The organism is Flavobacterium flavigenum (assembly GCF_027111255.2).
GTDB lineage: Bacteria > Bacteroidota > Bacteroidia > Flavobacteriales > Flavobacteriaceae > Flavobacterium > Flavobacterium flavigenum.
Map to the genome: position 1 here is coordinate 2,000,719 of NZ_CP114285.2, position 25,425 is coordinate 2,026,143.

The window sequence follows — 25,425 nt, forward strand, 5'->3', positions numbered from 1 at the left end:
AGCCTTCCGGAGTGGAAGGCTTCTGTATAATTTTAAACAGCTATTATTTTTTAGCGTGTTTTGCATATTTAGTTTTGAACTTGTCAATACGTCCTGCAGTATCGATAAGTTTAGATTTACCAGTATAAAAAGGGTGAGATGTTCTTGAAATCTCCATTTTTACAACTGGATACTCAACTCCGTCAACTTCAATTGTCTCTTTTGTATCTGCAGTAGATTTAGTGATAAAAACGTCATCGTTTGACATGTCTTTAAATGCTACTAATCTGTAATTTTCCGGGTGGATTCCTTTTTTCATCTTTCTTTTTATTTATTGTTTGGAGCATTTTTATTTTGAAGCTTTTTCATGGTTAGAAAAAGGTGTAAACAATGAATACTCTTTTTTGTTTAAAAATTTAATTATTTTTGAGTGTGCAAATTTACAATTCTTTTTTAATAAACAAATACTTAGCCTGCTTTTTTTTAGTTAAATTCAAAAAGCTTTTTTTATATTCGATTATAGGGGGAATTGCTATATTTGTGGATTAATTTTAAACATATAAAAATATGATCAATGAAGTTATAAAGAAGAATGGGATTACTTATGGAATTATTTTAGGCATTATTTCAGCATTAATTACAGCTACAATTTATGCAATTGATCTAAAATTATTTGTTTCTGGCTGGATTGGAGCCTCAACATTTATCATTTTTGTAGTAACCGGCATTGTATTACTAACAAAAACAAAAAAAGAAATAAATGGATTTTTTTCTTTCAAAGATGCATTTACAACCTATTTTATCACCATTCTGATTGCTCTTTTAATCTCAACAACATTTAGTGTTATTTTATTTAATGTAATTGACCCTGATGCAAAAGAAGTTATAAGTGAACATCTTATAAAATACATGGCTGAAACGCTTCAAAAATTCGGGACACCTGCTTCTGCTATAAACGAAACATTAGCAAAGATGAAAGAAACCAGCCCTTTTTCGACTTTAGAGCAGCTTAAAGGATTAGGTTTCAGTATTGCGCTTTACTCTATTTTAGGCCTGATTTTAGCTGCATTTTTTAAAAGCAAAACTACACAAGAATAAAAAATAAATGAATTTATCTATACTTATACCGCTTCTAAACGAAGAGGAATCACTAAAAGAACTCTACTCATGGATTATTAAAGTGATGCAATCCAACAATTACTCTTATGAAATCATTTTTGTGGATGACGGTAGTACAGATAATTCGTGGAATATTATCGAAAGTTTCTCTAACGAAAACCCAAATGTAAAAGGGATTCGCTTCATGAAAAACTTCGGAAAATCGCAGGCATTACATGCTGGTTTTGCAAAGGCTCATGGCGACGTAATCATTACAATGGATGCCGATTTACAGGATAGTCCCGATGAAATTCCGGGATTGTACGAAATGATTACCGCTCAAAAGTACGATTTAGTTTCAGGCTGGAAGAAAAAAAGATACGACTCGGTTGTAGCAAAAAACCTGCCTTCGAAATTATTTAACTGGGCCGCCAGAAAAACCTCAGGTGTTGAACTAAACGATTTTAATTGTGGTCTGAAAGCCTACAAAAACGTTGTTGTAAAAAATATCGAAGTTTCAGGCGAAATGCACAGGTATATTCCGGTTTTGGCTAAAAATGCCGGATTTGGTAAAATTGGCGAAAAAGTAGTAATACACCAAGCCAGAAAATACGGCGAAACCAAATTTGGAATGGAACGTTTTATAAACGGATTCCTTGATTTGATTACAATTTGGTTTTTATCAAGATTCGGAAAAAGGCCAATGCACTTATTTGGCGCTATGGGCTCTTTAATGTTCATCATCGGATTTTTAGCAGCGGGATACATTGGTATTTCTAAACTATACCATATGTATACCGGAATGAAATACAGCCTTGTTACAAATAACCCATGGTTCTATATTGCCCTGACTACAATGGTTTTGGGAACTCAGCTTTTTTTGGCAGGGTTTTTAGGCGAAATTATTTTGCGCACTAAAAGCAATGAAGCCCGATACAAAGTTGCCCGAGAGGTTAATTTTTAACGTAATGCCCTAGCCCTGATGGGAACGGCATCCTTTTGTGGTGGGGTTCACCACAAAAGATATAGTGAACAGCAGGATTAGCTCCTGAAAAATTCCTATCTTTAATTAAACATTTAAAAAAATTAGTTACATGAATATAGCACCTAATATTTTAGACGCCGTAAACGAGTGGCTTACGCCAACATTTGACAAAGAAACACAAGATGCTGTTAAGGAATTAATGACCACATCGCCAAAAGAACTTGAGGAAAGTTTTTATAAAAACCTGGAGTTTGGAACCGGGGGAATGCGCGGTGTTATGGGAATTGGAAACAATCGCATCAACAAATACACACTTGGAAAAAACACACAGGGACTTTCTGATTACCTGCATGAAGTTTTCCCTAATCAGCCTATAAAAGTAGTTATTGCTTACGACTGTCGTCACAACAGTAATACCCTGGCAAAAGTAGTGGCCGATGTCTTTTCTGCAAACGGAATTCAGGTTTATTTGTTTTCTGATTTGCGTCCAACGCCTGAATTATCTTTTGCACTTAAATATTTAGGTTGTCAGTGCGGAATTGTATTGACTGCTTCGCACAATCCACCCGAATATAATGGTTATAAAGTGTACTGGCAGGACGGAGGCCAGATTGTTCCCCCTGAAGATGCCGCTATCATTAAAGTAATTGAAAGCCTTACTTATGATAAGATCAAATTTAATGCTGATGAAAGTCTGATTCAGTATATTGATACCGAAATTGACAAAGCTTTTGTAAAATCATCTATCGAAAACGCAAGTTTTAATACCCCGGCTGAAGCCAAAGACAATCTGCATATTGTTTTCACTTCATTACATGGAACTTCTATAAAATCAATTCCTGATACTTTATCTGAAGCAGGTTATAAAAATGTTCACATAGTTCCCGAGCAGGCTGTTCCTGATGGAAATTTCCCAACGGTAAAATCCCCAAATCCTGAAGAACCGGAAGCATTGACAATGGCTTTGGCATTGGCAGACAAAACAAACTCCGATATTGTCGTAGGAACGGATCCTGATTGTGATCGTTTGGGCGTTGCTGTTCGTAATAACGATGGAAAAATGATTTTGCTAAACGGAAATCAGACGATGGTTTTGATGACTTCTTTCCTTTTGAAACAATGGAAAAAAGCCGGTAAAATTAATGGAAAACAATTCGTTGGTTCTACAATCGTTTCTACTCCGATGATTATGGAACTGGCTACAAGCTATGGCGTTGAATGCAAAGTGGGTCTGACTGGCTTTAAATGGATTGCCAAAATGATTAAAGATTTCCCTGAACTCCAATTTATTGGAGGCGGTGAAGAAAGCTTTGGTTTTATGGTTGGTGACGCTGTTCGTGATAAAGATGCTGTTGCTGCTACCTTATTAATCTGCGAAGTTGCTGCTCAGGCAAAAGCAGCCGGAAGCTCTGTTTACAAAGAACTTTTACAGCTTTATGTGGAGAATGGTTTCTACAAAGAATATTTGGTTTCTTTAACCAAAAAAGGGATTGAAGGTCTTGAAGAAATTAATCAGATGATGATTAATTTAAGAGAAAAACCATTGAAAGAAATTAACAATCAAAGAGTTATTATGGTCGAGGATTACCAGTCATCCGTTGCTTTGAATTTATTGACAGGTGAGGAATCTGTAATGGATATGCCAAAATCAAACGTTTTGATTTATTACACCGAAGACGGCTCGAAAATTTGTGCAAGACCAAGCGGAACAGAACCGAAAATCAAATTCTACATCAGCGTAAATGCTGAAATCGAATCGGTTTTGGACTTTGATGAGGCTGAAAAATTCTTAGACCAAAAAATACAGAATATCATTGCAGATATGCAATTGAGTTAACACAACAAACTAAGAATAAGATTTTCATAAGCTCTGATTTGTATTTCATCAATGCAAATCAGAGTTTTTTTTATAAAAAAAAGCAAAAAGAAATTAAAAACGTGCTAATTCGACTAATTTTGTGCGGTAAAAAATCCATACCAAAACACTTCAATGTTATGGTTGTATAAAGAAATCAATATCAAAAGAATAAATGAGTAATTTCAAAAAAATACTTCCTTTTATATATCCTTATAAAAAATATGCTTATCTAAACATTTTTTTTAATGTTTTATATGCACTTTTCAGCACCCTTTCTTTCATGGCATTAATCCCTATGATTCAGGTTTTATTTGACAAAACAAAAAGAAATACTGTCATGCCTGCTTACGAAGGGATTTCGCACATAAAAGAATATGGGGAAAACTACTTAAGCTATTATATCACAATGAATACTGACCAAAACAATCCCGGTTTTGTACTTTCTGTTATGGTAGCCATCATTATTTCTATTTTTTTATTAAAAAACCTGGCTGATTATCTGGCTATGTTTTTTGTTACTTATTTAAGAAATGGCGTATTGAAAGATATCCGAAATGCGATGTATGAAAAAACACTTGAATTGCCATTGGCTTTTTTTTCTGAAAAACGAAAAGGAGATGTTATTTCGAGAATTTCTGCAGATGTAAATGAGGTTCAGACTTCTTTTTTAGCCATATTAGAGCTTATTGTGAAAGAACCTTTAACCATTATTTTCACTATCATTGCTATGTTAATCATAAGCACTAAACTAACTTTATTTGTTTTTGTGTTCATTCCGGTTTCAGGGTATATAATTTCATTAATTGGAAAACAGCTTAAAAAGAAATCCAGTAAAGCACAACAGGAACAAGGAACTTTTTTATCAACTATTGAAGAAACTATTGGAGGATTAAAAGTAGTAAAGGGATATAATGCTGAGAATTATTTCAACACTATGTTTAAAAATTCAACTGAACGATTTTTTAAATTATCAAACAGCATTGGACATCGCCAGAATTTAGCTTCTCCTGCTAGTGAATTTATGGGCATCATGGTTATTACTATTTTATTATGGTACGGAGGACAAATGGTTTTGATTGAAAAAACACTGGATGGAGCATCATTTATTGCTTATATGGGACTTGCTTACAACATTCTTACCCCTGCAAAATCAATCTCAAAAGCTTCTTATGCTGTAAAAAGAGGAAATGCTGCTGCTGATAGGGTATTGGAAATTTTAGAACAGGAAAACACAATTGCTTCCAAACCTAAAGCACTGGAAAAAACAAGTTTTGACCATAATATCAGCGTTCAAAACATCAATTTTAAATACGAAAATGAGACGGTTTTAAAAGACTTTTCACTTGAAATCAAAAAAGGCCAGACCGTTGCCCTTGTTGGACAATCAGGAAGCGGAAAGAGTACAATCGCAAACCTGCTGACCCGCTTTTATGATGTTAACGACGGATCTATTTCTATTGACGGGGCAAATATAAAAGAAATTAACCTCCAGTCGCTTAGAAGTTTAATGGGCTTGGTTACCCAGGACAGCATTTTATTTAATGATACTATCAAGGCTAATATTGCATTAGGAAAATTAGATGCTACAGATGACGAAATCATTGAGGCTTTAAAAATAGCCAACGCTTTTGAATTCGTAAAAGAATTACCATTAGGAATTTACACCAACATTGGCGACAGTGGAAACAAATTATCCGGCGGGCAAAAGCAACGTTTGTCTATTGCACGTGCGGTACTTAAGAACCCTCCTATTATGATTCTGGATGAAGCAACATCAGCACTGGATACCGAAAGCGAAAAATTTGTTCAGGTGGCACTTGAAAATATGATGCAGAACAGAACTTCAATTGTTATTGCTCACCGGCTCTCTACGATTCAAAAAGCTGACGTAATTGTTGTAATGCAAAAAGGTCGAATTGTAGAACAGGGAACCCATGAAGAATTAATTGCACATAACGGCACTTATAACAAACTGGTAACGATGCAGTCTTTTGAATCTTAAGAGTACCTATCGACTACCACATAATTCACACAGATTAAGGAAACAATAAAACTGATTTTAACTTCCTTAATCTGTTTTTATTTTTATAACTTTAGGTTCGTTAAAGAATAAATCATTTAATGCGCTCAAAATGTATCTTAACAACCCAAACATAAAACTGCCTGACGATCCTGATACTGTTGTGTGGAAATATCTCGATTTATCTAAATTTCTTGATTTACTTCTTTCAAAAAAACTATTCATGTCACGATCTGACAAATTTGAGGATCAGTATGAAGGGACTTTTAGTGAACCAACATATGAAGAAATCAAAAAACTCGCCATTGACAATCCGGAATTTTTAAATTATTACAAAACGCATCGGGAAAAGGTAGCTGTCAGCAGCTGGCATATTAACGAGTATGAATCATTTGCAATGTGGCAGATTTTTACACAAAACAGTGAAGGATTAGCCATTCAGTCCACAATTGGAAGATTACAAAAAGCAGTAAATCCGGAGCAAAATTTTGATCAGTATATTGGTGAGGTAAATTATATCGACTACAAAAAAGAATATATTCCGTTTGACGATTCTTTTTTTCCTTTTTTGTTTAAAAGAAAAAGTTTTCAGTACGAACGGGAAGTCCGCATTATTACAGACACTTCACAAAGCAATTTAAAACTGAATGAAGGATTAAAAATAAACGTAGATGTTAATGAATTAATAGAAAAGATCTACATTCATCCGAAATCAGAAAACTGGTATAAAAAACTGGTAATTGAATTGGTAGATCGTTTAGGATTTGGATTAGAAATAGAAAAATCAGATCTGGAAAGTGATATTTTGATTTGATTTTCTAAAAGTTGCGAAGGTTCTAAGATACTAAGCTACTGAGTTTTTTCCAGCCACAGAATAAAAAACCGTATAGAAATTTTAAATTTCTATACGGTTTTCTTTTTCTTTATTCTAAAGACAGAATCTTTTCTATCTGTTGCAAAACCTTAGAATCTTAGTATCTTAAATAGGTTTATAATTTTTCACTTCCCAGTTTTTCAAAGCCAAATCGATGTAATTATAATGCAAAACATCGTTTTTATCAAACTGACCATTTTGATTGGTGTCTTGAATTGTCCTGAAATACAGACGATTTTTTGATTCAACAATATTCCAGTCTACGAGTTCCTCTAAATCTGTAGAAACTTTGGTAAAGTTTTCTCCGCTAATATTGCTTAAATAAAGGGTTTTGATATCTCCGGTATCTATTTTACCATCTTTATTTGTATCCGAATCTGTAAGCGTATAAACCATAATTTTATTTTGTGTTTTATCAGCAATTGTTTTTAGATATGTTGCTGTTAAAATTAAAATTGGTTTATCAGATAGCGGTCGGATAGAATCTGAATCTGTTTTTTGGAATTTCAAATTTTGCAGATAACCTGTAATTTCATACTCTCCCAGATTAGAAATAGTAAAACTCACATCATTTACAGTTGATGATCCGTAACGTGCTTTTGATCCTTTTTCGAATACACGCAAATCCCCAACCGGATGAATCAAATAATCTGTTCCTTCCATCTGAATTGGCAAATCTGCCACTTCAATTTGCGTGGAATCTGTTTTACTGACACTTACTTTGTTTGAAACATCGTAACTCACTTTGGGCTTTTGAACTTCCTCACGGCAACTGATAAATGTTGCTGCAATTGCTAAGGCTGTATATTTAAGGTACTTTTTCATCTGCAAAATTATATTCGATTATCAAATATACTATTTTTGATTGTAATTTTGGTTTTTATTGAATTTTACTAACGTAAAGATGCTTAGAAAAAAAAGAGCTAAATAGCCTAACAGTATTATCTTTTGCTGTTTAAAAAAAGAAATTTGAAAAACATTCAATTCTTCCTTTCGTTTTTCTTCTTCCATTCGAATAGTATTCAGTTCTGAATATTTTGGAGTTCCGCAAAAAAATCTATTATCTTTTTTCACCTTTGGCCTAGGATGTGTAAATGCATAGATATTATCTGAAAATAGTGCCCAGACAGGCATTTTTTCTTCATAAAAAACATCAATTACATTAATAAAAGTACATATTCTGTTTTTGGCCCAAATTGGATTTTTATTCCATTAATACTGTCATAATGTTTCACTAAATCACGCGCAAAAAGCCGCAATTCTTTTAGCTTTTGTTCTTCTTTTGATTTCTGATTATTGAAATTAAATGTTTTATATTTTCTTAAATTCCCAACTTTATACTTTTCAAAATCTTCTTTATCTGGAAGTGAAAAATCTAAAGCCCCATAAGTTTTAAAAGCCTCAACCTTGTAAAAATGATATAAGCAAAACAAAGGAATTAAAACCAAAGAAATCATTCCCGGAACGTAAAAAATCTTCTTTCTTTTTTCACGTTTTTCGATCATAATCTCGCATTCAGCTTTATATTAAAAACCCTTGAGGTCATATAGTTTGGAATTGCGTATTGATTTTTAGAATAAGCATCCCGCACCCAGGTATTGGTTATTGCATTTTGATTATTGAAAAGGTTGAATATTTCTACTCCTAATGCCAACTCTTTAAAATTCTTTAACCAGCGGGTTTTGGATATATTATTATGATCAATAAAAACTTTTGCAAAACCTACATCTGCCCTTCTGTAATCATTCAGCCTGTTCTGATATACATAAGGATCCGAGTAAGATGGTGAACCACCCGGTAAACCTGTATTATATACTAAATTAAGATATAATTTAATACTTGGGATATTGGGCATATAATCCTGAAAAAGCATCGCAAACTTCAGCCTTTGATCAGTAGGTCTGGCTATAAAACCTTTATCTTTATAATTTTCTTCCGTTTTAAGATAACCGAAACTTATCCAGGATTCCGTTCCCGGAACAAACTCCCCGTTTAGCCTGAAATCAAGCCCCTGAGCATATGCTTTGGCATTATTGTCTGCCACATAGCGAATTCGCACATTGTCAATCGAATAGGTATTTACATCTGAAAGCGATTTATAATACACTTCCGTTACCCATTTAAAAGGCCTGTTCCACATTTTAAAATTATAATCGTTACTCAAAACGACATGAACAGACTGCTGGGCTTTTACGTTTGGATTAACTTCTCCGTTAAAATCGCGAAGTTCACGGTAAAATGGCGGCTGATGATACAAACCTCCGGAAAGCCTGAAAATCATATCCCTGTTCCAGTCCGGTTTTAAGGAAAATTGCACACGTGGACTAAAAACAGTCTGATTTTTACCTTCTACAGCTGCTCCTGAAACCTGCCAGCTTTGAAAGCGGGCCCCAACAGTATACCAGAATTGACTGGATCCCAAATCAGTCTTGTTACTCCATTGTGCATAACCTGAAAATCTGTTTATATCATTAAAATTGACAGCACGAATATTTTGGTATGGCAAAAGCGGTCCGGCGTAGGGTTCATACGGCTGGTTGTTTTTAGGAAAATTTAAATTAGGCCGATTTATCGAAAATCCTGCCGAATCAATCACTTCCCACTCCACTAACCTGTCACGTATCGATTCTCTTGTAAATTTCAAGCCAAATTCTAACTGATTATTATCTTTCCACTCTTTAAAACCTTTGAATTCAATGTTAGCGATCAAAGCGTCCAGATCATTTCGGGCGTGATTGAGCTGCGTACCGATTCCTCTAGTAAAATCGACATCATCAGAATTGATATTTCCGTTCTCATCTATATTTCCCAATCGGTATTGTGCCAAAATATCAAAATGCTCCTGTTCAATAGTATGAAATAGAGATCCGATTAATTTAAAAGTAAGGGTTGGGGAAGCCTTAAAAGTTGTTTTTACAGCTCCAAAATAAGTATCGTACTGATCCTTTTCCTGACCTTGATAAAAAACGGCCAGTGACATTGGCTGATCAATAGTTCCAAATTTTGTTTCGCGTGTTAAAGGCTGATATAAATACTTATTTTGCGAAATATTTCCCAAAAAACTTAGCTGCCATTTTTGAGAAATATCATAATTAATATTTGTCTGAATATCTGCAAACGTTGGCGTATAGTTTGTCTGGGTATCCTGGCTGTTAACCAACAGGCTATTGTTGCGATAACGTACACCAGTAATAGCAGACCATTTTTTATTTTTTGAAACCGCATCAACTGAAATGCTTCCGCCAAGAAAACTCGCCTCGACTGATGCGCTAAACTGAGTTGGTTTTCTATAACTTATATCTAAAACAGAAGATAATTTATCTCCAAATTTAGCCTGAAAACCGCCAGCTGAAAAATCTACATTTTGTACTAAATCAGTGTTCGTAAAACTCAATCCTTCCTGCTGTCCGGAGCGAATTAAAAACGGACGATATACTTCGATTTCATTTACGTAAACCAGGTTTTCATCATAATTACCTCCACGAACAGCATATTGTGTACTCAGTTCATTGTTGGAGTTTACACCGGGTAACGTTTTAAGTATGTTCTCGATTCCGGCATTTGCTCCTGGAACTTTTTTTATAGTTGACTGATCAATAACTGTAATACCCTGAACACGTCTTTTATTTTTCGAGGACACAAAAACTTCTCCCATTTGCTCTTGGGAGTTATTCATAACGGGGTTAAAAACAAATGTTTCGTAAGGTTTTAAATTTACCGTTAAGGTCACCATTTTCAAAGAAATGTGTGTAAAAACTAAAACCACCTTTTTATTTGAAGCCACAAAAATATCAAAATGACCTTTAGCATTCGATTTTGCAGCTTTATCTCCTGAAGTAATATTTACATCTGCAACCGGATGGTTCTCATTGTCTAAAATAATACCTTTCACACGTGCACTCTGGGCAGATGAAGCAAAACCGATCCACAGAAAAAGTATAACAATTATTAATTTAAAATTATTCAAACGTTTAGATTTTACTTTTGTTGACTTCTAAAAAAGTGAGTTTCAAAGATAGCAGAATTCCCTACATTATCAACTACTTCAATTTTTAAATCGTTACCCCCTTCAGCCACTATATTATCATCAAAACGATGGATTATTTTTTTTGTTTTATTATCATATTCAAATAAAATCCAATCGCCATTTAAATATCCATTATAAGATTTAATCCCGGATAGATTATCACTAATCGTAAACTGAATAGTTTTTAGATCGCTGATCCATTTATCCTGAATAGGTTTTGTAATTTTTATTACTGGCGCAATTGTATCTAAAACCAACCCGTACTGTCCCAATATTTTTGATTTCGAAGTAAAAACATCATTTTTTCTGGTAGTAGCATTATAACTTTTACTGTTGCCGGTTATTCTTCCAATAAAAAGTTTATCCCTTAAAGTTTCAGAATACGTGCTGTCCTTTATAGTAACAGTAAAATTTGAATGTACCGGAATAACATCTTCGTGAATATAGATACGATTGTTTTTTACATCAAAATTCAAATTAAAATCTTCATAAAAAGTTCCGGCAGGAAAAAAAACAGACATATTATCTTTTTCAAAATTTGAGTCTTTATTGTATTGGATGCGATATTTTGATGTGATGGGCTCTTCCTCTACAACCGGCACTTCTGAATCATATTCGACTGGAACGGTAACTGAATTCATGTTACCAAAATAATCAGAAACCTCAATTCTGTAAGTTGAAGCCAGATTAGGTTCAACCGGAATAATTCCACGAAGCGAATCAGTTTTTATAATACTGAGTGCAAAAGGCGTTTTCATAAATAACTTTTGCACACGCTGACCCGTTCTTTTATATCTTGGGTAATCAATAAAGGCATTAATAAAACGCATCTCATCGAAAGAATAAGTGTTAAACTGATAATTGTATTTCGGATCTCCGTTTAAAAAACCAGTCACATTAAAAACTCCATTTCTGTTTTTTGAGACATCATCAAAATCGACAGCATTAATTCCGAAACCAATTTTCCCATTAGCTTTTACTTTGCCTGCCAGATATGTCCCGTCCTTTTGAAGCGAAAGATTCAATAATAAAGGCTGTTTAGACTGATTTACCGTTACATTGTCCATTGGATAAACAAACACACTGGAAATGGTTGGTTTTTTACTATCAGCTATATGCTGATCAAATCCAAAAAACATCGGATTTATTACAAATTCTGTTTTGGTATCACGAAACTCAAAGTGCAAATGCGGCCCTTCAGAAGAACCTGTATTTCCTGAAAGTGCAATTATTTGACCTTTGGTAACCGGGAGTTCATCCGGTTTAGGAAACATTTCAATTTCAAATGACTTTTCCTTATAGTGCGTTTTATGTATATATTCCTGAATTGGCCCTACTGCTGTCTGTAAATGCCCGTAAACCGTGGTAAAACCGTTTGGATGCGTGATATAGATACACTTTCCATTTCCAAAAGTTGAAATTTTTATTCTGGATACATATCCATCTGCAACAGCATACACATTCAATCCTTCCCTTTGATTGGTTTTTAAATCGAATCCAGCATGAAAATGATTAGGTCTCAACTCTCCAAAATTACCCGATAACTGCATCGGAATATCAAGCGGAGGACGAAAATAATCCTTAGGATATTGAACCTGTGCAAAAACAAAACTGTAAAAAAATAAAAAAAACGCAGAAAATTTCATAGGTAACATTTTTGCTAAGATAAAAATTAAGGAGGGAAAAACCGAAGGATAATCCCCAAAAATACAAATCACTGAATTTCATGAATTTGATTATTTTTAATGCAAAAAAATCGATAAAAAATTGCATTAATAAAAAGGAATATTAACTTTGTAGGATTAAGTAATGAATAGGATGTACAATGAGTGTAATTGCTGAAATAATTGATACTCTTGAATATAAAGTTGAAAAGCTTTTTGCAAAATCAAAAGCTTTAGAAAAAAACAATCAGGATCTTCGGTTAGAATTAAACAAAGCAGCGCAAATTATCCAGAAACAGTCTGAAGAAATTGAAGCTTTGAAGAAGCAATATGAAACACTTAAGATAGCCAATTCGTTGCTCGGCAGCGACAATAACAAGAGAGAGACAAAGCTTAAAATAAATTCATTAATTCGCGAAATTGATTACTGTATTGCACAACTATCAGACTAGTAAATATGGACGGAAAGCTTAAAATTAAAGTATCAGTTGCAGACCGGGTTTATCCGTTAACGGTTGAGCCTGCGCAGGAAGAAGGACTTAGAAGTGCTTCCAGAAAAATTGATGCCATGATTAAGCAATTCGAAGAAAATTACGCCGTTCGCGACAAACAAGATGTATTGGCTATGTGTGCCCTGCAATTTGCATCACAAGTAGAACAAAAACAAATTGATAATACTAACGATGCGCTTGAAACCATCGAAAGAATTAAAAGATTAAATTTGCTATTAGATCAATATCTCGAAAATTAACGTTCTTTACATAAACTAAGATACTGCCTACATTAGTTCACAATTGGTAAACTCAACACTAACAAATTAGAATGAGCAAATCGTCGCTACTATAGTATGCCATGCTTCGGCTTGGAAACTTGAACAGTGAGTTAGCTCAAAACTTGTCTTTACGAGTTTATTCAAGCAATTAATGTAGGCTTTTTTTATATAAAACCTTTAACAAACATGGACACTATAACGATCATTATTGGTATTGTAGGTATTGCAGCAGGTTTTGCAATAGCTAAAATTATCGAGAAAAGTAATATTTCTAACCTAATCAAAAATGCTAAAAAAGAAGCAGCTTCAATTTTAAAAGATGCCAATTTAGAAGCAGAAAACATTAAAAAAGACAAAATTCTTCAGGCAAAAGAAAAATTTATCGAATTAAAAGCAGAACACGAGCAAGTAATTTTGGCACGTGATAAAAAAGTTGCCGAAGTTGAAAAAAGAGTTCGTGATAAAGAGTCACAAGTTTCAAATGAATTATCTAAAGCTAAAAAAGTAAACGACGATTTTGAAGCAAAGACTCAGGAGTACAATAATAAAATTGAGCTTTTAGACAAAAAACAGGCTGAAGTTGACAAACTACACAAAAGTCAGTTACAGCAACTGGAAGTAATCTCAGGACTTTCTGCTGAAGAAGCAAAAGAACAATTAGTAGAAGGATTAAAAGCCGAAGCTAAAAGTAAAGCCATGTCTCACATTCAGGAAACTATTGAAGAGGCAAAACTTACAGCTCAGCAAGAAGCTAAAAAAATTATCATTAACACGATTCAACGTGTTGGAACTGAAGAAGCAGTAGAGAATTGTGTATCTGTATTCAATATTGAATCTGATGATGTTAAAGGTAGAATTATCGGTCGTGAAGGCCGTAACATTAGAGCTTTAGAAGCAGCTACAGGAGTGGAAATCATTGTTGATGATACACCAGAAGCCATTATCTTATCGTGTTTCGACCCAGTGCGTCGAGAGATTGCACGTTTATCATTACACAAACTGGTAACTGACGGACGTATTCACCCGGCAAGAATTGAAGAAGTTGTTGCTAAAACGGCTAAACAAATTGATGACGAAATTATCGAAGTAGGTAAACGTACTGTTATAGACTTAGGAATCCACGGTTTACACCCGGAATTAATCAAAGTTGTGGGTAGAATGAAATACCGTTCGTCTTACGGACAAAACTTATTACAACACTCCAGAGAAGTTTCTAAGCTTTGCGGTATAATGGCAGCCGAATTAGGCTTAAACGTAAAATTAGCCAAAAGAGCAGGTTTACTTCATGACATTGGTAAAGTTCCTGATACTGAAAGCGATTTACCTCACGCTTTATTAGGTATGCAATGGGCTGAGAAATACGGTGAAAAAGAAGAGGTTTGTAACGCCATTGGAGCTCACCACGACGAGATCGAAATGAAATCTTTATTATCACCAATTATTCAGGTTTGTGATGCGATTTCAGGAGCAAGACCAGGCGCAAGACGTCAGGTTTTGGATTCATACATCCAGCGTCTGAAAGATCTTGAAGATGTAGCTTACGGATTCAGCGGTGTTAAAAACGCTTATGCAATCCAGGCTGGTAGAGAACTTCGTGTGATTGTAGAAAGCGAGAAAGTTTCTGATGATAATGCAGCAAATCTTTCTTTCGAAATTTCACAAAAAATCCAAACTGAAATGACTTATCCTGGTCAGGTAAAAGTGACCGTAATCCGTGAAACCAGAGCAGTAAATATTGCTAAATAAATTCACAAAATATTTTCATAAAACTTCTCAGCAATGGGAAGTTTTTTTTTATTCCCTATTTGTAACTAATCTTAAAACAGCACAAATTATCTTCTGGGATGAAAAGTATGCATTACTTCTTTCAGAAAACTTCTGTCTAAATGAACATAGATTTCTGTGGTAGTTATAGATTCGTGACCAAGCATTAATTGTATAGAACGCAAATCAGCCCCATTTTCAAGTAAATGCGTAGCAAATGAATGTCTCAAAGTATGTGGACTAATATTTTTATTTAAACCTGCTTTTACTGCCAAATCTTTTATAATAGTAAAAACCATAGCCCGGGTTAACTGACTGCCTCTACGGTTTAAAAACAAGGTATCTTCATGACCTTTTTTAATATTCAGGTGACTCCTTATTTCTTTTTGATAAATCGTGATATATTTTTGCGTTAAATCGCCAATCGGAACAAAACGTTCTTTATTGCCTTTTCCAGTAATTTTGATAAATCCTTCTTCAAAAAAGAGATCTGAAATTTTTAAAGAAATCAATTCTGAAACCCGAAGTCCGCAACCGTACAAAGTTTCAAGCATCGCCCTATTCCTTTCGCCTTCATTTGAACTTAAATCTATTGCAGCTATCAATTTATCAATTTCTTCTACTGATAGCGTATCCGGAAGCTTACGCCCTGTTTTTGGCGTTTCAATCAGTTCCATGGGATTATCATTGCGGTAATCCTCAAAAACCAAATAATTAAAAAAGCTTTTTAAGCCTGAAATAATCCTGGCCTGCGAACGTGGATTAACTTCTTTTGAAACCGAATAAATAAACTGTTGTACTGTTTCATCTGAAATTTTTATTGGGGAAACCTCTATTTTGCCTGCTTCTAAAAAAAGATAGAGTCGTTCAATATCAAAACTATAATTTTCAATTGTATTTTTTGACAAACCTCTTTCTATTCGTAAATACGACTGATAATCTTTTATGTAAGTTTTCCAATTCATATTTACAAAGTAACATATTTTTGGGCATAAAAAAACCTTCCGGTTAGGGAAGGCTTCTTCAAACTTGATTAAGTAAATTTTACAAATAATCATCAATTTAATATTAAAAAAGAATTAACCATCATTTAAGAAGACCAAATAACTATGTTAGTAGGACCTTTTATCTGTAAATGCCTCCCTGCAAAATACATATAAGCTTCTAAATTACCAGAAGTCCCTGTACTCCATAAAATTTTTCCAGATTTAGACATTACAACAAAATTACCATTTGTTTGCATAACAGCATAAGCACCTGGATTTCCATATGTTTTTGTTTGCCATAAAATTAATCCCTTTTCATAAATTTGAAGATCTCCATCTTTTGTCATCTTCAAATAATAATCAAATCTCCTAAAATACTCTCCCGATTTTAAAATTTGACCCGGGAACAATTCAAGCTTATAAGGATTAACAACATCAGGAGGATACAATTTATTAGCTGAAACTTTATCTTCATCAGACAAAACAATATTCCAAGGGGAGGAATAACCATTCAAAGTTAAATAACTTGGAAAAGAATATAACATAATTGATTTCTCGTCAAAATTAGTATAATCTACATTATCCGGAGAAAATTTATCCAAAATATTGTGATCAACCTTTTCTTTATCCCATCCTGCTTGTGCATAGTAACTATAAACAACAGTAGTATTCCACTGAATTGGAGACGTAGGATTTTGATGCTCATGTGCAAATCCTAAAGCATGCCCAAACTCATGAATAATAACACGGCTAAATTCTGTCTCAGATGTATTATTATCAAACCATCCAAAATTCATTGATGGCGAATATCTACGGCTATTATTACCAATATTTGACCATGATCCTTCATCACCATTCCATTTAAAAGCAATTTTTATACTGGCAATTTCATTACTACCTACCCATTCGAATTTTAGATTTGAATATTTAAGCCACTCGCTGGCATATTGTTTAACCTTGTTCTGTAAATATTCATCTCCATTCAAAAATTTAATCCTAATGGTTTGCCCTGGCTCCCAATATGATCCCCTATAAGAGACCCTTCCAGTTGAACTTGCTTCATTTTCAGAATCTATTGTAGTACAAGATCTGAATGGCTCTATTACTTTATTAACATTTAAAGCAGGATTAGCATATTGTTCTGATTCAGTTGTACAGGACAACAAAACTGACAAACACAGTAAAGTAAGATATTTTTTCATCTTTTCATTTTATAGATTTGTGAAGCTATATAATTATTTTTTTTATTTATCATTCTTATAATAAAAATTTTAAATATAACTTGCTTATATATTAAAAAACCTTCCGGTTAGGGAAGGTTTTAAATATAAGCTTAATTACAAATTAGAATTTGTAAACAACACCTAAGTTGATTGAATCAAGATTAGCTCCTAAACCAAAAGTATTAGTTTTGTCAACTCCATCTCCACCATTATCGTTTGAAGTAAAGCCTAATCCAGCCCATGTAGCTTCGATAGCAAAGTTGCTAGATACGAAATAGCTTAAACCTAATCCTAAGTTTGCACCAATTTCATTAGCTTTAGCATCAGCTAATTTGTCATCAACACTACTGTAATCAACTCCTAATTCACCAAATAGAGAGAAATCAGAAGATGGTGTAAAATAGTATCTACCGAAAGCACCAACTGATAATCTTGCCTCGTCTCTAGTATCTGTAACTGCATTTTCAGCTTTGTCAGATCTGTATCCTAACCTACCACCGATAGCAATATTATCAGTAACAAAGAAACCAACTTTTGGAGCAATTTCAAATCCAGATTCTTTAACATCTCCTTCTTTTTCAGAATTAATTCCAACTGATCCAGAAATAAAAACATTACCTTTAGAAAATCCTTTTCCTGTAGAATCTTGTGCATTAGCAAATCCAAAAGCTAAAACAGCAACCATTGATAAAACAATTTTTTTCATTTTTTTTTTAAATTAAATTAAGTTAATTATGGGGCAAATCTATATCATTTGACATTAACGAACCAAACATTATTCTAAAAAAAACACTTCAATATGTTATAAAAATTCCTATTAAAACAAACAAAAAACTAACTGTCAAATAATTACATTTTTAAAAATCACTAAAAATAGTGAGAAAAAAAAAACGATTAATTATTAGTAAAATTCTTTCATTAGTGCAATTAATTAGCCTAGCAGGTTATAATGCTGAATGAAAAAATGGAAATATTGAAACTTAAGGTAGCAATAATTATAAATATTCTGAGTTTTTATTAATGTTACTTTGTACATCTAAAATCTTAAAATTAACATTATGAAAAAAGTATTTTTAGCAGTCATTTTGTTTCTTGGAACAGCTGCATCAATTCAGGCACAATTATTAAAAATAGGGGTTAAAGCAGGGGTTAACTTTGCAAATCAAACAGGGGATGCTTTTGATGCTCCAGAAGTGAACAAAGAAGGAATTACAAGTTATCATGCTGGTTTAGTAGCAGAGATTAAATTATTGGACAGATTTGCCGTTCAGCCAGAGCTTTTATATTCTACAACTGGTGCATCATATAAATTTAATGATGTGAGTGAAGATATTAAAAATGAATTAGGTTATTTATCTATTCCGGTAATGGCTAAATTTTATTTGAGTGATTCTTTTAGTCTTGAAGTTGGTCCGCAAGCTTCCTTTTTATTAAGTAAAAAAGATGATGTAAAACTGGGAGATCCCGAAACTTTCGAATTTGGTGTTAATGCCGGTCTAGGATTTAAAATAACTGAAAACTTCTTTATTCAGGGCCGCTATGGTTTAGGATTGACTGATGCATCAAGAAATGCAGATGTTAAAAACTCAACTATACAATTGTCTGCCGGATTTATGTTCTAAAAAAATAATATATCACATACTTTTACAAAACCGTTCTATTTATCTGGAGCGGTTTTTTTATTTTTACAATCTATTGTAAAATGGTTTCTGTAAAATATAAAATGAATCCTACTTACTCTAATCAAAATTAAAATTCCATTATGAAAATCGCTATTATCAACGGTCCAAATTTGAATTTATTAGGAAAACGTGAACCTGAAGTTTACGGAAGCCAGACATTTGAAGATTATTTTGAAACACTGAAACAAAAATTCCCCAATATTGAACTTTCGTATTACCAAAGTAATATTGAAGGCGAACTGATTGGAAAAATTCAGGAAGTGGGCTTTACATTTGATGGAATTATTTTAAATGCAGGGGCTTATACCCATACTTCAATAGGCCTGGGCGATGCGATGAAAGCTGTAACTACACCGGTTATTGAAGTTCATATTTCTAATACTTATGCGCGCGAGAGTTTCAGGCATCAATCGTATTTATCCGGAAATGCAAAAGGGGTTATTCTGGGTTTCGGATTAAAAAGTTACGAACTTGCTATTCAGTCATTCCTGTAAACAGTTATTTAACAAATAATTAATAAGCTCATTTTCGACTTATTTTATTTTTGTAAGAGAAACTTTTTACATGAAAAATTATACTTTATTTGCCTTCTTATTTTTTTCGATTTACAATTTCGCCCAAATCAAAGGAACGATTACTGATGACAAAGGGAATCCACTCCCCTTTGTTTCTGTTTTTGAAGAGAATACGTATTTTGGAACGACATCAAACGAGCAGGGAAACTATCAATTGAATGTAAAAGAACCCGGAAAAAACAAAATCATTTTTCAGTATCTGGGTTTCAAAACCCAAAAGCTTTCTGTGGCTTCAGATTCAAAAACTGTAATTCTGGATGTAAAAATGGCTGAAGAAAGCTTTACTTTGAATGAAGTCATTATTGATCCAAAAAACAATCCTGCAAACGCAATTATTAGAAGTGCTATTGCAAGCAAAAAGGAAAACTCAGAAAAAATTTCGAGATATACAGCCGACTTTTATTCGAAAGGAATGTTTAAAGTAAAAGATCTTCCTAAAAAAATCCTGGGACAGAAAGTCGATCTTGGCGAAGACATGGCATCTAATTTAGATTCAACAGGAACAGGCATTTTATATCTTTCTGAAACCCTTTCTAAAGTTACTTTTGAAAAACCGGATAAGCTAAAAGAAAAAATAATTGCTTCCAAAGTTTCCGGAAACAACAGAGGGTACAGCTACAATACCGCAGCCTTATCAACTTATGATTTTTATGACAATACATTAGATTTTAGTGTAAAACTCATCTCGCCAATTGCAGACAATGCTTTCAGTTATTACAAATATAAACTCGAAGGCACTTTTTTGGATGATAACAACCACCAGATTAACAAAATCAAAGTAATTCCTAAACGTGATAAAGAACCTGTTTTTGAAGGTTACATTTATATAGTTGATGATAGTTTTGCCATTTATGCAATAGACCTGGACATCAAAGGCTATAGAATGAAAAATGAATTTACCGAAGTAATGAGTTTAAAACAAAGCTTCAGTTATAATGTCGCGCATAAAATCTGGGCAAAAAATGCACAGACACTTTCCTTTAACGCCGGTTTTTTTGGAACCAAATTCTCTGGAAAATTTAATTACGTTTATTCTAATTATGAGTTTCCGGATACTTTTCAAAAGAAAACTTTCGGAAATGAAATTGTAGCTTTTGAAGCCAATGCCAACAAAAAGGATGACGCATTTTGGAATGAAATACGTCCAATTCCTTTGACTATAGAAGAGCGTAGTGATTATATCAAAAAAGATAGTTTACTTACAATTCGTAAATCCAGAAAATACACTGATTCTATTGATGCCAAAAACAACAAATTCAAAATTTGGGATATTTTAGCGGGTTATGATTACAAAAACACATTCAAAAAATATTCGTTTAATTATAAAGGTCTGCTGAATATCGCGTCTTTAAGCTTCAATACTGTTCAGGGATTTAATTTTGACTCTGGTTTTTCTTTCAGAAAATGGAACGAAGAAGAAGGAAAAAGCACCTCGATAAGCACAACTTTTAATTACGGTTTTTCAGATGAGCGTTTTCGGGTTACAGGAGAATTCAGCCATCGTTTCAACGCTATCAATTATGCCACAATTTGGGGCTCGGGAGGTGTAAAAACAATGCAGTTTAATAATTCTCAACCCATCACTAAACTTATCAATTCCATAAGTTCTTTATTCTTTAAAGATAATTATATGAAATTGTACAATTTAGAATTTGCACAAATCAATTATGGCGAGGATATTGCGAACGGAGTTAATCTGACCGGGCAAATTGGCTACGAACAGCGAAAGCCATTGTTCAACACTACTGATTATTCTTTTTTCAAAAAAGATGATTTTTACAGCTCCAATAATCCTTTAGCACCAAATGATTACACAACTCCTGCTTTTGAGACCCATCATTTATTTAAAACACTTATCACAACCAGAATTAATTTCGGAAATAAATACATTTCAAGACCAGACGGAAGATATAATTTCAAAAATGACAAATACCCAACAGTTTATTTAGCATTTGAAAAAGCCTTTGCTGCGAGCGAAAAAAAATATGAATTTGAAAGAATCGGCGCCTCTGTTCAATATGATTTAGCATTAGGAAACAAAGGAATTCTGGGAACAAATTTCAGGGCCGGAAAATTCTTCAACGCTGAAAATATTTCTTTTATAGATTACAGACATTTTAACGGAAACCAGACTCATATTGGCACAACAGACCGCTATTTAAATGTTTTCAATCTGATGCCTTACTATTCAAACAGTACAAACGACCGTTATTTTGAAATGCATCTGGAACACAATGACATGGGATTTGTGACCAATAAAATTCCTCTGATCAGTCTTTTAAAATCAACAATGAATATCGGATTTCACTCTTTGGCAATTCCGGATAGAAAGCCGTATTCTGAGTTTACCATTGGTTTAGACAATCTGGGATTTGGAAAATTTAAATTATTCAGGATTGATTACATTCATTCTTATCAGGGCGGTGTTCAGCAAAATGGCGTTGCATTTGGGTTGAAAATTTTGAATGTGTTGAATTAAGCTTTTTTAGCAGATTGGGGCGTTACCTACGGCCGGGCTGTCCGCTGTATCTTTTTATTTTTAAAGAAAAAACAAAAAGGATGCCGCTACCATCCCTAACGCATATTGTAAATTCAAATATTGTGATACTATTTTAATATCTAAAACAAATAAAAATCCGTTTTTAAAAAGGAACTTAAAAACGGATTTTTATTATATAACATTTACTGGATTCAATCCTGCCTCAACGTAAAAAAACTATAGAAAACTAAACAATATTAGTGACTTAGTATCTTTAATTATAATCATCTGGTTCTACATGAATCAAAACATGTCCTAATTCAGGGATTTGTTCCCTTAAGGTATCTTTTAATTTATGTGCCAGATCATGCCCCTCTTTTACTGAAATTTTTGCCGAAACTATAGCATGCAAATCAACGTGATATTTCATCCCGGCTTTACGGATAAAACATTTTTCGGTGCCTAAAATCCCTTTGACTGTTAGAGCCGTAACTCGAATCATTTCTACTAAATCATCGTTTAAATGCTCATCCATAATTTCACCAAGTGCAGGTCTGAAAATTTTATAGCTGTTGTAAAGAATAAAACTGGCTGCAAAAAGCGCAGCCCAGTCATCTGCAGACTCATATCCTTTTCCCATAAACAAAGCAAGTGAAATCCCTATAAATGCTGCAACAGATGTTATCGCATCACTTCGATGATGCCATGCATCGGCTGCTAAAGCACTACTATTAGTTTGTTTACTGCGTTTCATTACTAACCTAAAAGAGTATTCTTTCCAGATAATAATCGCACCCAAAACATACAATGTCCAGGATTTAGGCAAATCATGCGAAGTCTGGATATTGGCTATACTTTCATAACCAATAATTGTTGCTGATGTAATTAAAAACCCAACAACTAAAAACGTGATCAGCGGTTCTGCCCTGCCATGACCATAAGGATGATTTTCATCAGCCGGTTTATTCGAATATTTGATACCGAATAAAACTAGAAAAGACGAAAATATATCCGTAGTTGATTCGATCGCATCTGCAATCAGGGCATAAGAATTACCAAAAAAACCTGCGAAGCCTTTTATGAGGGCCAAGCAGGTGTTTCCGGCTATACTAAAGTATGTAGCTTTTATAGCTTTTTGTTCGTTTGTCATTCCGACTATTTTTTTTCGCCACGACCCGAGCGATAGCGAACGGGCGAAGCAATTCACAAATTACACGAAAATTAGCTTTGTGTTTTATTTACTATTTTTTAAAATTAAATTATAATTCAATTTCAAAAAATAAAAATTATTGAAATTCGTTTAATTCGTGGCTAAATTTTTATGCTCTCACAATTTTTGCTCCAATTGCTCTTAAACGCTCATCGATGCGCTCGTATCCGCGATCGATTTGTTCAATATTTTGAATTGTACTGGTTCCTTTTGCAGAAAGGGCCGCAATCAACAATGAGATTCCTGCACGAATATCAGGAGAAGACATTGTCGTTGCTTTCAGCTGAGATTCGAAATTATGTCCCATAACCACAGCTCTGTGCGGATCACATAACATAATTTTTGCTCCCATATCAATTAGTTTATCCACGAAGAATAAACGGCTTTCAAACATTTTCTGATGAATTAAAACATCTCCTTTTGCCTGTGTTGCCACAACTAAAACGATACTTAATAAGTCAGGCGTAAATCCTGGCCATGGCGCATCCGCAATAGTTAAGATAGAACCGTCGATATCTGTTTTTACTTCATATCCGTCTTTGTGAGCAGGAATATAAATATCGTCATTACGTTTTTCAATGGTAATACCCAGTTTTCTGAAAGTATTCGGAATCAAACCTAAATTTTCCCAGCTTACATTTTTGATAGTGATTTCACTTTTTGTCATAGCGGCAAGACCAATCCAGGAACCGATTTCAATCATATCAGGAAGAATTCTGTGTTCGCATCCTCCAAGGCTTTCAACACCTTCGATGGTCAATAAGTTTGAACCCAATCCGGTGATTTTAGCTCCCATCGAATTCAACATTTTACATAATTGTTGTAAGTAAGGCTCGCAGGCAGCATTATAAACAGTTGTTTTTCCTTTAGCCAGAACAGCAGCCATTACGATGTTTGCTGTACCCGTTACAGACGCTTCGTCTAAAAGCATATCTGTACCCTGAAGCCCTTCTTCCGGAGTTTCTACTCCGTAAAAGTGGTCTTCCCTGTTATATCTGAATTTTGCTCCAAGGTTAATAAAACCTTCAAAATGTGTATCTAATCTGCGACGGCCAATTTTATCACCTCCAGGTTTTGGAATATATCCTTTTCCAAAACGGGCCAAAAGCGGACCTACAATCATAATAGAACCACGAAGTGCTCCACCCTCTTTTTTAAAAGCTTCTGTTTCTAAATACCCAACATTAACCTCATCTGCCTGAAATGTTATCGAACCTGGCTCATTACGTTGGATTTTCACCCCTAAATTACCCAGCAAAGTAATTAATTTATTGATGTCTATAATATCAGGAATGTTATTAATTTTTACCTTCTCTCCTGTTAAAAGCACAGCACATAAAATTTGTAATGCCTCATTTTTTGCTCCTTGCGGAGTGATTTCTCCTTTTAGAGGAGTTCCTCCTTCGATTTTAAAAATTCCCATAGATTTCTTTTAGGTTCTAAGGTTCTGAGATTCTGAGTTTCTGAGCCAAAAATATTAGTATTTTAGCTCCTTAGCATCTTAGCCCTCTTTTATTTCTGATTGTTATTTTTCTGAAAAGGTTTTTTACCGCCTTTATTGTTTTTATTATTTTGAATTTTTGGCTGTCCGGGCTGAGAAATTTTATTCGACATACGTTTGTTGGTACGCATCAAATCAGTTGTATTTAAAAGCTCCTCTGTACTTTGCAATAAATTGATTTTTCCACCGGAAAGTTCATATAAATGTTCAAAGATCACATCGTCTTTTACTGTGTCTTTGTTCCAGCTTAAGAAAGATTTTTTCATGTGATTGGCAATCACCATCACCAAAGCATTTTTCATTTCGCCCTCCTCCCACTTATTAGCAACATCAATCATGTACTTAATGTTATTGCCGTAAAACCTGTACTTAGGGAAGTTTTGCGGATATTGCAAAACATCAGGTTTTAACTGTAACACATCACGTGAAGGAATTGGATACGGTGACTCAACATTTAATTTAAAATCAGACATAATAAAAAGCTGATCCCATAATTTATGTTGAAAATCCGGCACATCACGCAAATGAGGATTCAGGCTTCCCATTACCTGAATGATGTATTTTGCCGCTTTGTTACGCGTTTCATCATCTTCAATCATAGTCGCCTGATCAATCAGTTTTTGCAAATGACGACCATATTCGGGAATAAGTAAACGTTGTCTTTCAGAATTGTATTCTAAATTAAAAACAACGTCGTTTGCGTTTTCTTTTTTATATTTTTCGACCAT

The 25,425-nt window shown here is 33.8% G+C and carries 22 protein-coding genes; 11 read left to right on the forward strand and 11 right to left on the reverse strand.

Annotation, left to right across the window (positions count from 1 at the left end):
- Window positions 1-43: 43 nt before the first annotated feature.
- Window positions 44-298, reverse strand: coding sequence for a type B 50S ribosomal protein L31 (locus OZP09_RS07940; RefSeq protein WP_011921626.1), 255 nt, complete (start codon window positions 296-298; stop codon window positions 44-46).
- Between the two features lie 248 nt (window positions 299-546).
- On the opposite strand from OZP09_RS07940, the gene OZP09_RS07945 reads away from it, so the two are divergent.
- From OZP09_RS07945 to OZP09_RS07965, 5 genes are all read left to right on the forward strand, one after another.
- Entirely contained in the window at window positions 547-1,077 is a 531-nt protein-coding gene (locus OZP09_RS07945; RefSeq protein WP_269237320.1) for a DUF4199 domain-containing protein, read from the forward strand.
- Between the two features lie 7 nt (window positions 1,078-1,084).
- The gene (locus OZP09_RS07950) at window positions 1,085-2,041 is read left to right on the forward strand and encodes a glycosyltransferase family 2 protein (protein ID WP_281310576.1); all 957 of its coding nucleotides are present in this window, start codon (window positions 1,085-1,087) and stop codon (window positions 2,039-2,041) included.
- A gap of 130 nt (window positions 2,042-2,171) precedes the next feature.
- A complete protein-coding gene (locus OZP09_RS07955) occupies window positions 2,172-3,899 on the forward strand; it encodes a phospho-sugar mutase (RefSeq protein ID WP_281310577.1) in 1,728 nt (575 codons plus the stop codon).
- Between the two features lie 193 nt (window positions 3,900-4,092).
- The gene (locus tag OZP09_RS07960) at window positions 4,093-5,922 is read left to right on the forward strand and encodes an ABC transporter ATP-binding protein (RefSeq protein ID WP_281310578.1); all 1,830 of its coding nucleotides are present in this window, start codon (window positions 4,093-4,095) and stop codon (window positions 5,920-5,922) included.
- Between the two features lie 130 nt (window positions 5,923-6,052).
- Window positions 6,053-6,754: a hypothetical protein gene (locus OZP09_RS07965; RefSeq protein WP_281310579.1), complete on the forward strand. Its 702-nt coding sequence runs from the start codon at window positions 6,053-6,055 to the stop codon at window positions 6,752-6,754.
- A gap of 165 nt (window positions 6,755-6,919) precedes the next feature.
- Here the strand turns inward: OZP09_RS07965 and OZP09_RS07970 are convergent, their stop codons facing one another.
- The 4 genes from OZP09_RS07970 to OZP09_RS07985 all read right to left on the reverse strand — a co-directional run bounded on the left by OZP09_RS07970 (window position 6,920) and on the right by OZP09_RS07985 (window position 12,487).
- Window positions 6,920-7,639, reverse strand: coding sequence for a CREC-EF hand family protein (locus tag OZP09_RS07970; RefSeq protein ID WP_269237323.1), 720 nt, complete (start codon window positions 7,637-7,639; stop codon window positions 6,920-6,922).
- Between the two features lie 332 nt (window positions 7,640-7,971).
- Window positions 7,972-8,319, reverse strand: a complete 348-nt coding sequence (locus OZP09_RS07975; RefSeq protein ID WP_269237324.1) for a hypothetical protein — start codon at window positions 8,317-8,319, stop codon at window positions 7,972-7,974.
- Complete coding sequence (locus OZP09_RS07980) at window positions 8,316-10,781, reverse strand: TonB-dependent receptor (protein ID WP_269237325.1); 2,466 nt, start codon at window positions 10,779-10,781, stop codon at window positions 8,316-8,318. The genes OZP09_RS07975 and OZP09_RS07980 overlap by 4 nt, the downstream gene beginning before the upstream one ends.
- Window positions 10,782-10,792: 11 nt before the next feature.
- Window positions 10,793-12,487, reverse strand: a complete 1,695-nt coding sequence (locus OZP09_RS07985) for a M23 family metallopeptidase (RefSeq protein WP_281310580.1) — start codon at window positions 12,485-12,487, stop codon at window positions 10,793-10,795.
- A 179-nt stretch (window positions 12,488-12,666) separates the two neighbouring features.
- On the opposite strand from OZP09_RS07985, the gene OZP09_RS07990 reads away from it, so the two are divergent.
- From OZP09_RS07990 to rny, 3 genes are all read left to right on the forward strand, one after another.
- A complete protein-coding gene (locus OZP09_RS07990; protein ID WP_163398981.1) occupies window positions 12,667-12,957 on the forward strand; it encodes a hypothetical protein in 291 nt (96 codons plus the stop codon).
- A gap of 5 nt (window positions 12,958-12,962) precedes the next feature.
- The gene (locus tag OZP09_RS07995; protein ID WP_269237326.1) at window positions 12,963-13,256 is read left to right on the forward strand and encodes a cell division protein ZapA; all 294 of its coding nucleotides are present in this window, start codon (window positions 12,963-12,965) and stop codon (window positions 13,254-13,256) included.
- A gap of 207 nt (window positions 13,257-13,463) precedes the next feature.
- Window positions 13,464-15,023: a ribonuclease Y gene (gene rny / locus OZP09_RS08000; protein ID WP_281310581.1), complete on the forward strand. Its 1,560-nt coding sequence runs from the start codon at window positions 13,464-13,466 to the stop codon at window positions 15,021-15,023.
- A gap of 86 nt (window positions 15,024-15,109) precedes the next feature.
- Here the strand turns inward: rny and xerD are convergent, their stop codons facing one another.
- From xerD to OZP09_RS08015, 3 genes are all read right to left on the reverse strand, one after another.
- The gene (gene xerD, locus OZP09_RS08005; RefSeq protein WP_281310582.1) at window positions 15,110-16,006 is read right to left on the reverse strand and encodes a site-specific tyrosine recombinase XerD; all 897 of its coding nucleotides are present in this window, start codon (window positions 16,004-16,006) and stop codon (window positions 15,110-15,112) included.
- A gap of 125 nt (window positions 16,007-16,131) precedes the next feature.
- Window positions 16,132-17,229 carry a M12 family metallopeptidase gene (locus OZP09_RS08010; protein ID WP_281310583.1) on the reverse strand — a complete coding sequence of 366 codons (1,098 nt, stop codon included), beginning with the start codon at window positions 17,227-17,229 and terminating at the stop codon, window positions 16,132-16,134.
- Window positions 17,230-17,371: 142 nt separating this feature from the next.
- Window positions 17,372-17,956 (reverse strand): outer membrane beta-barrel protein, encoded by a 585-nt coding sequence (locus tag OZP09_RS08015; protein ID WP_223681888.1) that lies wholly within the window; start codon window positions 17,954-17,956, stop codon window positions 17,372-17,374.
- 352 nt (window positions 17,957-18,308) lie between these two features.
- Between OZP09_RS08015 and OZP09_RS08020 the strand changes: the two genes are divergently transcribed.
- The 3 genes from OZP09_RS08020 to OZP09_RS08030 all read left to right on the forward strand — a co-directional run bounded on the left by OZP09_RS08020 (window position 18,309) and on the right by OZP09_RS08030 (window position 21,986).
- Window positions 18,309-18,872 carry a porin family protein gene (locus tag OZP09_RS08020; protein ID WP_269237329.1) on the forward strand — a complete coding sequence of 188 codons (564 nt, stop codon included), beginning with the start codon at window positions 18,309-18,311 and terminating at the stop codon, window positions 18,870-18,872.
- 140 nt (window positions 18,873-19,012) lie between these two features.
- On the forward strand, window positions 19,013-19,426 hold the full coding sequence (gene aroQ, locus OZP09_RS08025; protein WP_269237330.1) for a type II 3-dehydroquinate dehydratase: 414 nt from the start codon (window positions 19,013-19,015) through the stop codon (window positions 19,424-19,426).
- 70 nt (window positions 19,427-19,496) lie between these two features.
- Window positions 19,497-21,986, forward strand: a complete 2,490-nt coding sequence (locus OZP09_RS08030; RefSeq protein WP_281310584.1) for a DUF5686 and carboxypeptidase regulatory-like domain-containing protein — start codon at window positions 19,497-19,499, stop codon at window positions 21,984-21,986.
- A gap of 274 nt (window positions 21,987-22,260) precedes the next feature.
- On the opposite strand, the gene OZP09_RS08035 is transcribed toward OZP09_RS08030, so the two are convergent.
- The 3 genes from OZP09_RS08035 to OZP09_RS08045 form a co-directional block, all read right to left on the reverse strand.
- Window positions 22,261-23,136 (reverse strand): cation diffusion facilitator family transporter, encoded by an 876-nt coding sequence (locus OZP09_RS08035; protein ID WP_281310585.1) that lies wholly within the window; start codon window positions 23,134-23,136, stop codon window positions 22,261-22,263.
- Window positions 23,137-23,305: 169 nt separating this feature from the next.
- A complete protein-coding gene (gene murA, locus OZP09_RS08040; RefSeq protein WP_223681881.1) occupies window positions 23,306-24,619 on the reverse strand; it encodes a UDP-N-acetylglucosamine 1-carboxyvinyltransferase in 1,314 nt (437 codons plus the stop codon).
- A gap of 89 nt (window positions 24,620-24,708) precedes the next feature.
- Window positions 24,709-25,425 carry a DUF4290 domain-containing protein gene (locus OZP09_RS08045; RefSeq protein ID WP_269237332.1) on the reverse strand — a complete coding sequence of 239 codons (717 nt, stop codon included), beginning with the start codon at window positions 25,423-25,425 and terminating at the stop codon, window positions 24,709-24,711.